We start from the raw sequence: 13,430 nt of genomic DNA on the forward strand, positions 1-13,430 counted from the left end.
CAAAGCCGCTAATTTAACACCCTGCAACCCTTGATAGGTGACCATATGGTCACCTATTCTGGGTTGTATGGACGCCGTCTTCAAGGCACTCTCCGACCCCACCCGCAGGGACCTGCTCGATGAGCTGTTCCGCGAGGACGGGCAATCGCTGGGCGCGCTTCAGTCCCGCTTCGAGATGTCCCGTTTCGGGATCGCCAAGCACCTCAGGCTGCTGGAGGAAGCCGGACTGGTGGTCACCCGCCGTCGTGGCCGCCAGAAACTGCACTTCCTGAACCCGGTGCCCATCCGGCTCATCCACGACCGCTGGGTGAGCAAATTCGCCGAACCATGGGCCGCTGCGCTCAGCGACCTCAAATCCAGATTGGAAAGTCCCATGGAAAAAATCTTCGAAATCTACATCAAGACCACCCCGGAACGGCTCTGGGAAGCCATCACCACCAGCGAGATCCGGAGCAAATACCAGTTCGGGAACACCATCGACTCGGACTGGACACCCGGCGGCCGCTTCGAAATGCGCAACGTCAAGGCCGACGAACCGCTGGGCGAAGGAGAAAACAAGGAAGTGGACCCGCCGCGGAAGCTCGTCCAGACCATGCGCGCGCTCTGGGGCGAAGACGTCAAGGCCGAGGGCTGGTCCACCATCACCTGGGAAATCGAACCGGTGGGCGATTCGTGCCACCTCACCGTCACGCACAGCGACCTCCGCGAAGGGGCCAACGACCAGCTGTACGGCGGCTGGCCGATGATCCTCTCCGGCCTGAAGACCTGGCTCGAAACCGGAGAGAAACTCACCACACCGGGTTCGCTGATGTATACCTGATGCCCGCCACGGAAGCTGGGATATTTCCCGGCCGAGGCATAGCCTGAGAGCACCCGGCAACTCCGCGCAAGTACCTCGCGGGAAGGATCCCAGCACCGGGCGTCAGGAGGCGGAGGCGATGGCTTCCATGGAGGGAACCGTGGCGCTGGTGACAGGCGCGGCAGGCGGCCTGGGAAACGCCGTCGCGGCCGGCCTCGCCCGGGAAGGCGCGCTGGTCGTGGTGGTGGGGCGGTCCGAAGCCCGGGCGGAACAGGCGATGAAGGGCATCCGCTCGCGCGTTCCGGCCGCGCATCTTGAGCCGCTGGCCTGTGACCTTTCAGTCCAGTCCTCGATCCGTGCTGCGGCCGCTGACTTCCTGACCCGGCATGACCGGCTCGACGTGCTCGTCAACGCGGCGGGCGTGTTCCGCAAGGACCGCCACGTCACCGCCGACGGGCTCGAACTGACCTTCGCCACCAACGTGCTGGCCTACTTCCTGCTGACCAACCTGCTGCTTGATGCACTCAGGAACGGCGCCGCGTCTGGACGGGTCAGCGCGGGGACTGCGGACGGGCCCGCCGTAGGGCCGCACACGTCGCGCATCGTGAACATCGCGTCCAGATACGGCAATACCAAGCTCAACTTCGATGACCTCCAGACGGCGAACGGCAAGTACAGCTACCTTCGCTCCACGCCGCCCACGATGCTGGCCCGGGTCCTCCTCACCCAGGAGTTCGCGGAGCGGCTGCGCGGCTCCGGCGTGGTGGCGAACGCCGTCCACCCTGGGCTGGTGAAGGACACTGCGCTGCTGACGGACGTGGGTGGCCCATTCCGCTGGGTCACAAACACGTTCGGCGCCCCGGTCGAAAAGGCGGCCGACACACCGCTCTGGCTCGCCACGGCCAGCGAAACAGCCAAGGTCACAGGAAAGCTCTGGACGAAGCGCAAGGAACTGCCGACGCCGGGCATGGGCTCGGACCAGCAAGCTCGCCAGAGGCTCTGGGACGCGTGCGCCCACCTGGCCGGATTGCCAAAGTGACGGAGCCGGGGCTCCGCGTCAGCCCGGGGTGAGGACGCAGAACTCGTTGCCCTCCGGGTCGGCCAGGCACACCCACGGCACCTCGCCCTGGCCGACGTCGGCGTCAGTGGCGCCCAGAGCCCGCAACCGGGCAACCTCGGCGCCTTGATCGTCACCGGGATACGGCATCAGGTCGAGGTGGACACGGTTCCATACGGTCTCCGGTCCGGAGGTACGGAGCAGCTCCAGATACGGCCCCACGCCCTTGGCCGAACGCAGCCTCGCGTGATCGTCGTTCACCTCGTGCAGGGTCCAGTCCGTGGCCTCGCTCCAGAACCGGGCCATGGCCCGCGGATCCGCGCAGTTGACCACCACCGTGGCGATCGGCCCGGTGTCGTGGTAGATCTCCCGGGGCTCCAGCACGCAGAACACGTTGCCTTCCGGGTCGGCCAGGACCGTCCATTGCACATCGCCCTGGCCCACGTCTGCGGGCGTCGCGCCGAGCGCCAAAAGGTGCGCCACCAGCTCCGCATGATGGGCCGCAGATGTGGTGGCGAGATCGAGGTGCGCGCGGTACCTCACCGTCTCGGGGTCCGGGACCGTGACCACATCAACGCAGACGGCGGCAGGGTCCGGCCAGGCGAAGCCGATGGGCTCAACATTGGTCACGCCGGGTCCCTCGCTGGAAACACCCCAGCCGAGTGCCTCCGCCCAAAACCGGCCGAGGGCTGAGTCATCCCGAGCCTTGAAATTCACCTGAACAAGTCGCAGCGCCATAACGCACGACCCTATCCCAGGTCATGACGGATCTGGAGCACGCCCTAAGGGCTGGTTTGCCCTGCCGCAGACAGCGCCAGCACGGTGACCAAGCCTGGCCGCGTGGCGCGCCCCGACCGGTCCGCCGTCGGGGACGCCGTGCCAGACTGTGCGCATGACTTTCGCGAATGTGGGAACCCTTGAAGTGAAGCCGGGGCGCCGGGATGACGTTGTGGCGGTCCTGGTGAAAGCCAACCCGGAACTCCGGGATGCGGGCTGCCTGCTCTATGAGGTCGGCGTCAACGACGAGTCACCAGACACGGTCTACGTGTGCGAACTCTGGGAGTCGCAGGAGGCCCATCGCGGATCCTTGCAGCTTGCCAGCGTCCGTGCCGCCATCCAGGAAGCCATGCCCCTGCTCACAGGGGTGATGGGCGGAAACCGGTTCATGGTGGCCGGATCACCGTTGCGCGACTGACTCAGGCAGCAAAGCGACGACACCCCACTTTGGGGCATCGCCGCTTGTTGTGCCGAGCATTCGGACCCGACCGGGGACCCTAGCCGAGCAAGGTGGTGATCAGCCTGAGGGACGACGCGATGATGGCGACCAGCCCGACGGCGGCAAACAGGTTGTGCCACCAGCGGTTCCGCAGGTCCCCCATGACGGAACGTTTGTTGGCCATCATGACGATGAGGATGCCGAGCAGCGGTGCGATGAGGACCGTGAGGGACTGGGCGATGACGATCAGGCCTACGGGCGAGGACTGGAACGACAGGGTAATGACCAGGCCGAAGGCAAGAATCAGGCCGGTGACAATCCGGGCGGCGACGGAGCCTGCTTTGGCGCCGCGGCCGAGGGCGTCAGAGAGCATGGTGCCCCCTGCGGTGGCGTTGGCGATCATGGAGGAGAACGCCGCTCCGGAGAGCCCCAGGGCGAAGAGCATGGACCCGACAGGACCTGCCAGGGGTGTGAAGACGGAGGCGAGGGCATTGATGGTGCCTGCCTCGGCTCCCGTTTTGCCCAGGACCGAGGCGGCCACCATGATGACCAGGGCCGTCATGATGCCGGGGGCGACGATGCCCGGGATGGTGTCCACCAGCGTGATATCCCGGTAGTCGGCGCGTGTACGGCCGTTTTCCTTGATGCCGTAGGACGTGTAGAAGGCTGCGTTGATGGAGAAGTTGGTCCCCACCAGTGCCACGATCAGGATCTCGCTTCCCGGGGGCAGCTGAGGGACCATCCCTTCCATCGCCCGGTACCAGTCAGGCTGGGCCACGACGGTACTGGCAATGAACGCGATGCCCATCAGGACGACTATGGCCAGGAGTGCCTTTTCCACGATGCCGTAGACGTTTTTGAACGCCAGGACGAAGGCGACGGCGGCGGTGCAGACAACGGTCCAGAGCACCGGCGAGCCGCCGAACACCAGCGACAGGCCCAGGCCGGAGCCCACGGCGTTGCCCACCGAAAACATCAGGGTGATTCCGAAAACGCCGAAGCCGGCGAGGATGCCCACCCATTTGCCGAGGTGCTCCTTGATGGAAGTGATCAAGGACGTCGGCGTCGCGATGCCGAGCCGGACACTCATGTCGGTAAAGAAGATCATGAGGACGGTAGAGACGGCGATGACCCAGACCAGGGTGTAGTCGAACCGGCTGCCGGCCTGAACGGCGGTGGTGAGGTTGCCGGGCCCGAACTGCCAGGCTCCCACCACGAACGCCGGGCCCATCAGCGCCAGGTAGCCGAGGAAGGACCGGCGTTTGGCAGGTGGGTTGGAAACGGAAGTGCTTTCGGGCGTGACCATCTGACCTCGTTGTTCGTCCAGGGTGTGGATGGTCCTATTCTGCTCGCGCATTGCGAGTCCTCCTTCTCCAGCTTCAATGCTGGGGGTCGTCGTTGACCAGGGTGGAGAGAGTGAAAGTTGGGGTCGGGATGGCGGGCAGGTGACCGCCATCCCGATAGATCCAGGAGTCAGGCAGTGCTGGTCAGGCAGGGACGGTGACGCTGCCGAGGTTGGCGGACTTGAGGGCCAGGGCGATTTCCGCCCCGGCACCCTCGGCGAGGGGAAGCAGCGGCGGCCGGACAGTGGCGTGGTCCAGGATGCCGCGGGCCACGAGGCCTTCCTTGAGGGCGACGGTGCCTTCCATGTGAGATCCGCGGTGGTAGACGTTTTTGGTGACCGGCAGGAGGCGGTCGTGGATGGCGCGGGCGGCGGCGTAGTCCTTCGCCTTGCCGGCTGCGATCAGTTCCACCAAGGGCTCGGGTGCGAGTCCGCCGTAGCCCACCAGTGCGCCGTCGACGTCGAACATGGTGTGCAGCAGGTACTCATCGTGGCAGGTCAGGATCTGCAGGTCGGGGTAGGTTGCCCGCAGGACGGGGATTTCGGTGTCCCAGCGCTTCATGTTGCGGACGCCGTTCTTGGTGGCGAAGACGCCTTCCTGGCCGGCGATTTCCAGCTGGGTCTCCAGGTCGTACGTGGCCTTGGTGGCATCCGGGTACTGGAACAGGATCAGCGGCAGGCCGGACGTTTCGTAGATTTCCTTGTAGCGGGTCTGGGGTGCGCCCTTCTGGTAGCCGAAGCGGAGCCAGCCGTGGGACGGGTAAACCAGGCCGGCCTCGGCGCCGGCCTCGACCGCACGCTTTGCTTCGAGCGCAGCGACGGTGTTGCCCTCGCCGGTGATGCCGGCGATGATCGGGATTCCGCCGTTGACGGCGTTCTTGAATTCGCGGATAACCAGGGCCTGCTCGTCCTGAGTCAGGAAGGTGCCTTCGCCGGCGTGGCCCAGGACAACCAGTCCCTTGACGCCTTCAACGCTGGCGAGCCAGCCGCCCAAGCGGTGGATCGCGTCGACGTCGACGCTTCCGTCGCGGTTGAACGGCGTTACGGGAGCGGGAACCAGCCCGCGGAGATCGATCGTCATTGAAATTACCTCTGTCTCGTAGTCGGTGGTCCCGCTAGGATGAGAACGTTTGCGGGAACGTTTTCATTGTGCGGCGTGTTCCAGCTCACTGTCAAGGGTCAGTTGTGAAAGACGGAGGAAATAGAGTGTCTCCTACGACAATCGCGAAGAGGAGACCCCACATGGAACCGGTCGCACCAGGCACCACCGTTACGCTGCGGGATGTTGCCGCCGCCAGCGGCGTAAGCCTGTCCACCGCCAGCCGGGCCCTGGACGAACGGAGCACGGCCTCGCGCTCCGCGGCGGCGGAGCACGTCCGGAAGGTGGCGGAGGAACTTGGCTACCGCCGCAACTCCTTCGCGTCGAGCCTGCGCCGTGGCGAGACCCGGACCCTCGGTGTGCTGGTCCCACGCCTCAGCGACACCGTGATGGCACTGATGTTTGAAGAACTGGAGCGCGCAGCCTCGGACCGCGGTTACTTCGCCATGGTTGCCACCAGCGGGGACGACCCCCACGACGAGCGCCGCGCCGCGGAGACGCTGCTGGACCGCAACGTTGACGGACTGATCCTTGCGACGGCCCGGCTCGACGACGAGCTGCCGAAGCTGCTGCGGCAGCGGAAGGTGGCGCACGCGCTGGTGCTGCGTACCGACGGCGTGAGCCCGTCAGCGCTCGGCGACGACGAAGTGGGCGGCTACTTGGCCACGCGCCACCTCATCGATCTTGGGCACCGCGACATCGCGGTGGTCACCGGTCCGTCCTTCACCTCCACCGGGACGGCGCGCCTCGCCGGCGCGCGGCGGGCGATGGAGGAGGCCGGCATCACGCCGCGGAAGGAGTGGCTGCTCGCGGCCGGCTACGGCATCGAAAACGGCTTCGCGGCCGGGGAAACCCTGCTGGGCGGAGACGGCCCGCGCCCCACCGCCATTTTCGCCGCCAACGACAACCTCGCCATGGGCATCATCGCCGCCGCGCACCGCTGCCAGGCCATCGTGGGACGTGATCTCGCACTGGTGGGCTACAACGACATACCCCTCTCGTCCCGGCTCGCCACTCCCCTGTCCTCAGTGCGGGTGCCACTGGACCAGATTGCCGGCAACGCGATCGACCTCATCGTGAATCCCGGCAAGGAACCCCAGATCCGCAGGTCCATGCCCACGCTGATTCCGCGCGAATCGAGTGGATCCCCGCAGCACCGCAGGGACTAGAAAAACGGCCAAAAGCGCGAACGTACACTTGTGGCCCAAAAATTGGGGCCCCAAGTGTACGTTCGCGCTGGATGGCTAGGCCGCCCGCTGCCGCCACAGCAGGGTCACACCGAATGCGACGGCGCTGAGCACCAGCATGGCAATCACCATGAGTCCCCAGCTGGCCTGGTCCACACCGCCGCCGGCGAATACGCCGATGAGCACCGTGGCGGTGATGGCGCCCACGTAGCGGCAGGTCTGGTAGATCCCGGCCGCCACACCGCGCTCCTGCGGCCTGACGGAAAGGAACATGCCCTGGTTGGTGGCGATCCCCACCGTCCCGTACGGGATGCCCATCAGGGTGGTGAGTGCCAGGACCAGGGGGATGGCAAGTGATCCGGTGAGCAGCCACATCAGCGCGGCCACCAGGGTGAGAAGTACGACGCCGGCAATCAGCACGCGCCTGACGCCGAATTTGCCCATGGCCCGGACAGCCCACGGCGTGGCCAGCACGGAGGTCGCCGCCAGCGGCAGCATCAGCAGCCCCACCAGCGCGGGGTCATAGCCGCCGGCTTCCTGCAGCAGCTGCGGCAGGCCGAAAAACACAAAGTAGTACACGCTGCTGAACACGGCGAACCCCAGGTAGACCAGCATCAGGGGCCGGTTCCGGCCGAGCAGCCGCAGGTCCAGGAACGGCGGGTTGAAGCGGAGTTCACGCCACACAAAAAGCGCGGCGATGGCAGTGCCGGCGCCGAGCATCCACCAGCGGTAGCCCGGGGCTACGTCCAGCAGCGCCATCATGACCAGCAGGAGCGAACCGACGAAGCCCGCAATCCCGGGAATGTCCGAATCCTTGACCAGCTGGGCCAGGCTCCCCCGTTCCCGGACGCCGTCGGCCGGGGCCACCTTCCGCACGATGAAGAGGGCTGCAAGGGCAAGGGGTACGTTGACCAGGAACAACGCCTCCCAGCCGACCTGGCCCACCAGCAGGCCGCCGGCTACGGGCCCCACCGCCGCGGCGGAGGTGTTTGCCATCTGGATCCGGCCGAGCGGCCGCGAGGATTCCGTCCCCGCCCGCTGCGCGATGGCTCCGATCATCACCACCGCGCTGGGGTAGGCCGTGGCGGTACCCAGCGCCATCACGGCACGGTCAACGCAGAGCAGCGCGAAATTGGGCGAGAACGGGGCGAGCGCGCACGTGACGGCCACGGTGCCCATGCCCAACATGAACATCCGCCGTGGCCCGAACCGGTCAGCCAGCCTGCCCATCAAGGGCTGCCCGGCGGCGGAGGCGAGATAGAAGGATGTGATCACCCAGGTGACGGTGGCGACGTCAAGCCCGAAGTCCGCACGCAGGACCACCAGTGCGACGGCGATCATGGAGGAGTTCAGCGGGTTCAGCGCGGTGCCGAGGCTCAGGCCTGCCACCGCCAGACCGGTCCGGGGTTTGTTGCTCACGGAAACAGTCTGGCGTAAAGGCCTTTCAATCTGCGATTTTTGTGACCGGGGCCGCGGCGAGGACTAGTATGTGCTCAACTGAGACTCCTGGGGGCAGCAGTGGAACCGATCACGGTAAAAGGCGGCAAAGGCACGGTAGACCTCGAGGATGACAGGTACATCCACCTGGTCTGGAACCGCAGTGTCCGGATCGAGGAAGTGGATGCCCAGGAGGCCATGGCAGCAGTCAACGTTGTTGCCGACGGCAGCGAGTATCCGATGCTGGTTGATATGGCCACCACCGAGTCCGTGAGCCGCCAGGCCCGGGCCGTGTTCTCCATCCCGTGCGCCGCGTCAAGGATCGCACTGCTGGGCTCCAGTCCGGTTGACCGCGTGCTCGCCAACTTCTTCCTCAGCCTGCACGTCCCGCCCTGCCCCACCCGCTTCTTCACGTCCCGGGACGATGCCATGGCCTGGCTGCTGGAAACGCCAGCTGCATAGGCTGGGAATCACAGACCCTTTGCGAGGATTCCCTACGCCCGGGCGCGGGGCGCCAGTGCGTCGTTCAGGAATTCCAAGTGCGCAGGAGCAATGGGCGCGGTGTCGCCGGCGTATTCAGGGTTCTTGGTGATGTATTTCTTGATGAACGGGCACACCGGCACGATCCGGAAGCCAGCGTCGACGGTCTCATCCAGCGCCACGGCAGCGAGCTTGCCCGCAAGGCCTTGCCCGCCGTACTCCTCATTAATCACCGTGTGGTAGAAAATCCGCTGCGGCGACGTGCCGCCGTCGTAATCCTTGTACGCCGCCTTGCCGATCACATTGCCGGCCACCAGCACCTCAAAGCGTTCACGGTCAGGGTTGTGCTGGATAGTGACGTCATTCATCGAAGATCTCCTCGGTTTTTCGGCTTCTGGTACAGCCTAACCTCGGAACCCCTCGCCCTATTTCGTGGACGTCTAGCAGGCCAGGTTCAGCGCATCCACGGCAGCTTTGACCATCTCGACCGACTGCGGGTCATCGAATCCAATCAGGTCAGGCTTCGGCGCGCGTGCCACGGCCATGGCAATCTGCCGGGATCCGTCGGCGCTGATCAGGGCGAGCGCTGCGTAGCCCCGCACCACCCCGACATTGCCGAAGTAGTCGTTGTTTGAGCACGAGTCGTACTGCCTGACAACACCGAGGCCGTACTGTTCGAACTTCGGATGGTGCATCTCTGCCACGCTTTGGCGGGTCAGCAGGTCGCCCTTCTGCAGGGCGGCGAAAAAGGCGTTGAGTTCGGGAACAGTGGAAATCATGCCGGTGTCGGCGGACCCCACGTGGAACGGGCTGAGCGTGTTGTCCACCCGTTCGCCTCCGTCCGTCCGGGTGTAGCCGTGGACCATCCGTTGCGGGCCCGGCTCATCCCCCGTCATCAGGGTGTCTTTCAGCCCCAGGGGCTCCACCGTATCGTCGTGAACGACCGCTCCGATATCCTTGCCACGCAGCTTCTCGACGAGCAGCGCCAGCGCCGAATAGTTGGTGTTGGAGTAGTTGTAAAGGCTGCCCGATCCTCCGGTCCATCGGACGGCGGCGATGGCAGCCAGCCGCTCTTTATGGCTCATGCGCTGGTCCCCTGCGTTGCCCATCCCATGCAGGGCGTCCCAATAGTGGGGCATCCCGGACCGGTGGCTGAGCAGGCTGCGGATGGTGATGGGTCCGGGCGGCTTGACGACGCTCTCGAAGTCCGGCAGGTATTCCTGGATGGGGTCATCCAGCTGGACTTTGCCTTCCTCCACCAGCTTCATGACGGACACAGCCACCATGGACATGGTGATATCTCCAATATGAGTCTGGTCGGTCAGCTGCACCGTTTCATTGGTGTCGAGGTTCCGGACCCCCTCGGCCGAGGCCCATTCCCCCACCCGGGACTTGACCTGGATGATGACGGCGGTCGCTCCCCCGTCGCGCAGTTCCTGGCTGTACTTTTCCATAACGGCGGCGAAGGCCGGTACTGCCCGTTCCGACGTTGTGGCCGTGGGCGACTGGACGGTGGGGGTCTGCTCGGGCGGGTCCGGGGCGCTGGTGCAGCCAGCGAGCGAAGCCACCAGCACAGCAGCGAGAGCGGCCGCGAGGCGGAAGGCGCTGAAACCATCAACGGCTGCCTGCATCCCATGTCCCTTCAAGGGGCCGGTCAGCAACTGGACTCCCGAGAGACCGCCAGCAGCACCGGCACCTCCGATATTCCTCAAGGCCGGAAGGGGTGTCAAGGACCAGCGGCAGCCCGGTGACTTACGCCGCCAGCCCTTGTAGTGTCGTGGGCACGGGGCAACGAGTCCTGCCGCCTGACACCAGCGAACCAGCAACCAAGGAGAGAAGATGGCCGTCAACGACGACGAAGCACAGATCCTGGACCAGTGGACCCAGCGGCTGACCCAGGCCCTGCAGATCCTGGACCTGGAGGTGGACCAGGAGCTGCTCCTTGATCTGGCACGGAAGTCCGCCGGTTCGGTGATCCACGCGGCGGCGCCTGTGACCACGTTCCTGGTGGGCTACGCGGCCGGGCTTGCGGCCGGCAACGGCAGCGCCGGGTCCAAGGAGGCGTCCACTGCGGCAGTTGCCCAGGCGGCCGACGTCGCGTCCCGGCTGTGCGACGACGGGCACGACGGCGGCCCGGCAGCTACCGGGTGGGCGGACACGGCGCAGTAGGGGAAGCCTGGCTTCCATCAGCGGTTCTGGCCCGCTTGAGCGGTGCTGGCCCGCACAGCTCAAGCGGGCCAGGGCCGCCCATGCCGGCAGGAGGCGGGCTATCCCGCAGCCGTTGGCTCCTCAACGAACGCCATAACCCGCTCCAGCCTGACGATCACAGCCTTGGACACGGGCGTCTGGCTGCCCTCGGCCACGCTGTCCAGCGGCACCAGGACGTTGGCTTCGGGATAGTACGCCGCCGCGCAGCCACGGGCCGTGGGGTAGGACACCAGCCGGAAATTCCGCAGCACCCGTTCCACGTTGTCCGCGTACACGCCGTGGACATCCACGTGCTGCCCGTCGGCCAGGCCCAGTTCGGCCAGGTCCTCGGGGCTGACAAACACCACGTCGCGGCCCTTCCTGATGCCGCGGTAGCGGTCGTTGTGGCCGTAGATGGTGGTGTTGAACTGGTCGTGCGAGCGCATGCTCTGCAGGATCAGGGTCCCGGCGGGCCGCTCCACGTGTTCCAGTTCGTTGACCGTCAGCATGGCCTTGCCGGTGGGTGTGTTGAAGGTCCGCGAATCCCGCGGGCCATTCGGCATCACAAAGCCGCCGTCCTGCCGGATCTTCCGGTTGTAGTCCTCGCAGCCCGCCACCACGTGGGAGATGTGCTCACGGACGAGGTCGTAGTCCTTTTCGAAACCCGCCCAGTCGGCGTGGACCGAGTCCGCCAGCACGTGCCGGGCCAGCCTGCTGACGATGGCCACCTCTGACAGCAGTCCGGGCGCTACCGGGTCCACGGTCCCGTGGGAGGCGTGCACGGCGCAGACGGTGTCCTCAACCGAAACGAACTGCGGCCCGGTTTCCTGGAGGTCGATTTCGGTGCGGCCCAGAGTGGGCAGGATCAAAGCTTCGGCGCCGGTGACTGTGTGCGAGCGGTTGAGCTTGGTGGAAATCTGCACCGAAAGCTCCGTGTTCTCCATGGCCGCGAAGGCAGCGTGGGTGTCCGAAATGGCTCCCACGAAGTTGCCGCCGAGTCCCACAAAAACCCGGATTCCGCCGTCGCGCATTTGCCTGACGGTTTCCACGGCGTCCACGCCGTGTTCCCGGGGCGGATCGAAGCTGAATTCCTTGCCGAGCGAGTCCAGGAAGGCCGGCGGCATCTGCTCCCAGATGCCCATGGTCCGGTCGCCCTGGACGTTGCTGTGGCCGCGGATGGGCGAGGCGCCGGCACCGGGCTTGCCGATGTTGCCGCGGAGCAGCAGCAGGTTGATGATCTCCTTGATGGTGGCCACGCCCTTTTTGTGCTGCGTGATGCCCATGGCCCAGGTGATGATCACCTTGTCCGCCCGCAGGTACCGGTCGGCGAGCTCGTCGATCTCCTCGACCCGCAGCCCGGTGGCCTCCAGCACGGCGGCTTCATCCAGGCCGGCCAGGTGCGCCTTCAGGTCCTCCAGCCCCTCGCAGTGCTCCTCCAGGAATGCGCGGTCCAAAACAGTGCCCGGGGCCGCTGCCTCGGCGTCCAGGACGCGCTTGGAGACGGCCTGCAGGAGCGCCATGTCGCCGCCGATCCGTACTTGCATGAACTGGTCCGCCAGGTTGGTGCCGCGGCCGATGATCCCCTTGACCGTCTGCGGGTTCTTGTAGCGCATCAGTCCGGCCTCCGGCAGCGGATTCACCGCCACAATGCTGGCCCCGGCCTCCTTGGCCTCCTCCAGCGCCGTCAGCATCCGGGGGTGGTTGGTGCCCGGGTTCTGGCCCATGATGATGATCAGGTCGGCCTTGGCGAAGTCGTCGTAGGAGATAGTGGCCTTGCCGATGCCGATGGTCTGCCCCATCGCCCAGCCCGAGGATTCGTGGCACATGTTGGAACAGTCCGGCAGGTTGTTGGTCCCGTACGCGCGGACGAACAGCTGGTAGAGAAACGCGGCCTCGTTGGAGGTCCGGCCGCTGGTGTAGAACGTGGCCTGGTCCGGGCTGGCGAGGCCCTTGAGCCTGTCAGCGGCGATAGTGAACGCCTGCTCCCAGCTGACAGGACGGTAATGGTCCTCCCCCGCCGGCTTGTACACGGGCTCAGTGAGGCGCCCCTGCATCCCCAGCCAGTATTCGGACCGTTCGCGCAGTTCGCTGACCGGGTGTTCGGCCCAGAACCCGGAACCGATCACCACCGGCGTCGCTTCCCATGTGACCGCCTTGGCCCCGTTTTCGCAGAATTCGAAGGTCTTGCGGTGGCCGGGGTCCGGCCACGCGCAGCTCATGCAGTCGAAGCCGTCCTTCTGGTTCAGCGCCAGCAGTGTTTTCCCCGTCCGGCCCACTCCCATGTGCTTCAGGGCCGGCTGCATGGAGTGGTACACGCCGGGGACGCCCGCCGCCCACGTCTTGGGATGGCCGCTGACCTCGATGCCGGACTCGTCGGCCTCTTCCACTTTCGGGTTCTTGCGCGTCACGCTGCATTCTCCTTGTTCCTGCGGAGACCGACAACGCGCCGACTTCATCGGCGGACCGGTCACTTTCCACAGTTATTCAGGGGGCGGGGTAAGTCAAGGAGCCCACCTGCCTCGCGGTGCGGTTCACCGCGTACGACGGCGGCACGTCCGGTCGCGCGGCCGTCGCACCTGCCGCTGCAGCCGGTTTAGGTAGGCTGGAGGAGACTCCGACGAAAGGC

General features: G+C 65.9%; 13 protein-coding genes. 6 read left to right on the forward strand and 7 right to left on the reverse strand.

What is annotated here, in order from left to right; genetic code table 11:
- The first annotated feature begins 67 nt into the window (after positions 1-67).
- Entirely contained in the window at positions 68-820 is a 753-nt protein-coding gene (locus EYS21_RS15200) for a metalloregulator ArsR/SmtB family transcription factor (protein ID WP_131134053.1), read from the forward strand.
- A 118-nt stretch (positions 821-938) separates the two neighbouring features.
- The gene (locus EYS21_RS15205) at positions 939-1,838 is read left to right on the forward strand and encodes an SDR family NAD(P)-dependent oxidoreductase (protein WP_242633449.1); all 900 of its coding nucleotides are present in this window, start codon (positions 939-941) and stop codon (positions 1,836-1,838) included.
- An 18-nt stretch (positions 1,839-1,856) separates the two neighbouring features.
- Here EYS21_RS15205 and EYS21_RS15210 read toward each other — a convergent pair whose 3' ends face one another.
- Positions 1,857-2,594 carry a VOC family protein gene (locus EYS21_RS15210; protein ID WP_131134054.1) on the reverse strand — a complete coding sequence of 246 codons (738 nt, stop codon included), beginning with the start codon at positions 2,592-2,594 and terminating at the stop codon, positions 1,857-1,859.
- Positions 2,595-2,748: 154 nt separating this feature from the next.
- Here EYS21_RS15210 and EYS21_RS15215 point away from each other — a divergent pair, with 154 nt between their 5' ends.
- On the forward strand, positions 2,749-3,051 hold the full coding sequence (locus tag EYS21_RS15215) for a putative quinol monooxygenase (protein ID WP_131134055.1): 303 nt from the start codon (positions 2,749-2,751) through the stop codon (positions 3,049-3,051).
- A 79-nt stretch (positions 3,052-3,130) separates the two neighbouring features.
- On the opposite strand, the gene EYS21_RS15220 is transcribed toward EYS21_RS15215, so the two are convergent.
- Positions 3,131-4,429 carry an Nramp family divalent metal transporter gene (locus tag EYS21_RS15220; protein WP_347559568.1) on the reverse strand — a complete coding sequence of 433 codons (1,299 nt, stop codon included), beginning with the start codon at positions 4,427-4,429 and terminating at the stop codon, positions 3,131-3,133.
- Positions 4,430-4,559: 130 nt separating this feature from the next.
- The gene (locus EYS21_RS15225) at positions 4,560-5,495 is read right to left on the reverse strand and encodes a dihydrodipicolinate synthase family protein (RefSeq protein ID WP_131134056.1); all 936 of its coding nucleotides are present in this window, start codon (positions 5,493-5,495) and stop codon (positions 4,560-4,562) included.
- A 161-nt stretch (positions 5,496-5,656) separates the two neighbouring features.
- Here EYS21_RS15225 and EYS21_RS15230 point away from each other — a divergent pair, with 161 nt between their 5' ends.
- Positions 5,657-6,682 (forward strand): LacI family DNA-binding transcriptional regulator, encoded by a 1,026-nt coding sequence (locus EYS21_RS15230; RefSeq protein WP_131134057.1) that lies wholly within the window; start codon positions 5,657-5,659, stop codon positions 6,680-6,682.
- A gap of 75 nt (positions 6,683-6,757) precedes the next feature.
- Here the strand turns inward: EYS21_RS15230 and EYS21_RS15235 are convergent, their stop codons facing one another.
- Positions 6,758-8,119, reverse strand: coding sequence for an MFS transporter (locus tag EYS21_RS15235; RefSeq protein WP_131134058.1), 1,362 nt, complete (start codon positions 8,117-8,119; stop codon positions 6,758-6,760).
- A gap of 99 nt (positions 8,120-8,218) precedes the next feature.
- Here EYS21_RS15235 and EYS21_RS15240 point away from each other — a divergent pair, with 99 nt between their 5' ends.
- A complete protein-coding gene (locus EYS21_RS15240) occupies positions 8,219-8,599 on the forward strand; it encodes an STAS/SEC14 domain-containing protein (protein ID WP_131134059.1) in 381 nt (126 codons plus the stop codon).
- Positions 8,600-8,631: 32 nt separating this feature from the next.
- On the opposite strand, the gene EYS21_RS15245 is transcribed toward EYS21_RS15240, so the two are convergent.
- Both EYS21_RS15245 and EYS21_RS15250 read right to left on the reverse strand, forming a co-directional pair.
- Positions 8,632-8,985 carry a GNAT family N-acetyltransferase gene (locus EYS21_RS15245; RefSeq protein WP_131134060.1) on the reverse strand — a complete coding sequence of 118 codons (354 nt, stop codon included), beginning with the start codon at positions 8,983-8,985 and terminating at the stop codon, positions 8,632-8,634.
- A 72-nt stretch (positions 8,986-9,057) separates the two neighbouring features.
- Positions 9,058-10,248, reverse strand: a complete 1,191-nt coding sequence (locus EYS21_RS15250) for a serine hydrolase domain-containing protein (RefSeq protein WP_131134061.1) — start codon at positions 10,246-10,248, stop codon at positions 9,058-9,060.
- A gap of 208 nt (positions 10,249-10,456) precedes the next feature.
- Between EYS21_RS15250 and EYS21_RS15255 the strand changes: the two genes are divergently transcribed.
- Positions 10,457-10,786, forward strand: coding sequence for a DUF6457 domain-containing protein (locus EYS21_RS15255; protein WP_131134062.1), 330 nt, complete (start codon positions 10,457-10,459; stop codon positions 10,784-10,786).
- Positions 10,787-10,884: 98 nt separating this feature from the next.
- On the opposite strand, the gene EYS21_RS15260 is transcribed toward EYS21_RS15255, so the two are convergent.
- The gene (locus EYS21_RS15260; RefSeq protein WP_131134063.1) at positions 10,885-13,212 is read right to left on the reverse strand and encodes an FdhF/YdeP family oxidoreductase; all 2,328 of its coding nucleotides are present in this window, start codon (positions 13,210-13,212) and stop codon (positions 10,885-10,887) included.
- Between the last annotated feature and the right edge of the window lie 218 nt (positions 13,213-13,430).

Origin of the sequence: Arthrobacter sp. S39 (assembly GCF_004320525.1) — a bacterium.
Lineage (GTDB): Bacteria > Actinomycetota > Actinomycetes > Actinomycetales > Micrococcaceae > Arthrobacter.

What these genes read in the sequence shown, in the direction of transcription:
- EYS21_RS15200 (WP_131134053.1), top strand. Translation starts at nt 68, where the DNA reads ATGGACGCCGTCTTCAAGGCACTCTCCGACCCCACCCGCAGGGACCTG.
- EYS21_RS15205 (WP_242633449.1), top strand. Translation starts at nt 939, where the DNA reads ATGGCTTCCATGGAGGGAACCGTGGCGCTGGTGACAGGCGCGGCAGGC.
- EYS21_RS15210 (WP_131134054.1), bottom strand. Translation starts at nt 2,594, where the DNA reads ATGGCGCTGCGACTTGTTCAGGTGAATTTCAAGGCTCGGGATGACTCA.
- EYS21_RS15215 (WP_131134055.1), top strand. Translation starts at nt 2,749, where the DNA reads ATGACTTTCGCGAATGTGGGAACCCTTGAAGTGAAGCCGGGGCGCCGG.
- EYS21_RS15220 (WP_347559568.1), bottom strand. Translation starts at nt 4,429, where the DNA reads ATGCGCGAGCAGAATAGGACCATCCACACCCTGGACGAACAACGAGGT.
- EYS21_RS15225 (WP_131134056.1), bottom strand. Translation starts at nt 5,495, where the DNA reads ATGACGATCGATCTCCGCGGGCTGGTTCCCGCTCCCGTAACGCCGTTC.
- EYS21_RS15230 (WP_131134057.1), top strand. Translation starts at nt 5,657, where the DNA reads ATGGAACCGGTCGCACCAGGCACCACCGTTACGCTGCGGGATGTTGCC.
- EYS21_RS15245 (WP_131134060.1), bottom strand. Translation starts at nt 8,985, where the DNA reads ATGAATGACGTCACTATCCAGCACAACCCTGACCGTGAACGCTTTGAG.
- EYS21_RS15250 (WP_131134061.1), bottom strand. Translation starts at nt 10,248, where the DNA reads ATGCAGGCAGCCGTTGATGGTTTCAGCGCCTTCCGCCTCGCGGCCGCT.
- EYS21_RS15255 (WP_131134062.1), top strand. Translation starts at nt 10,457, where the DNA reads ATGGCCGTCAACGACGACGAAGCACAGATCCTGGACCAGTGGACCCAG.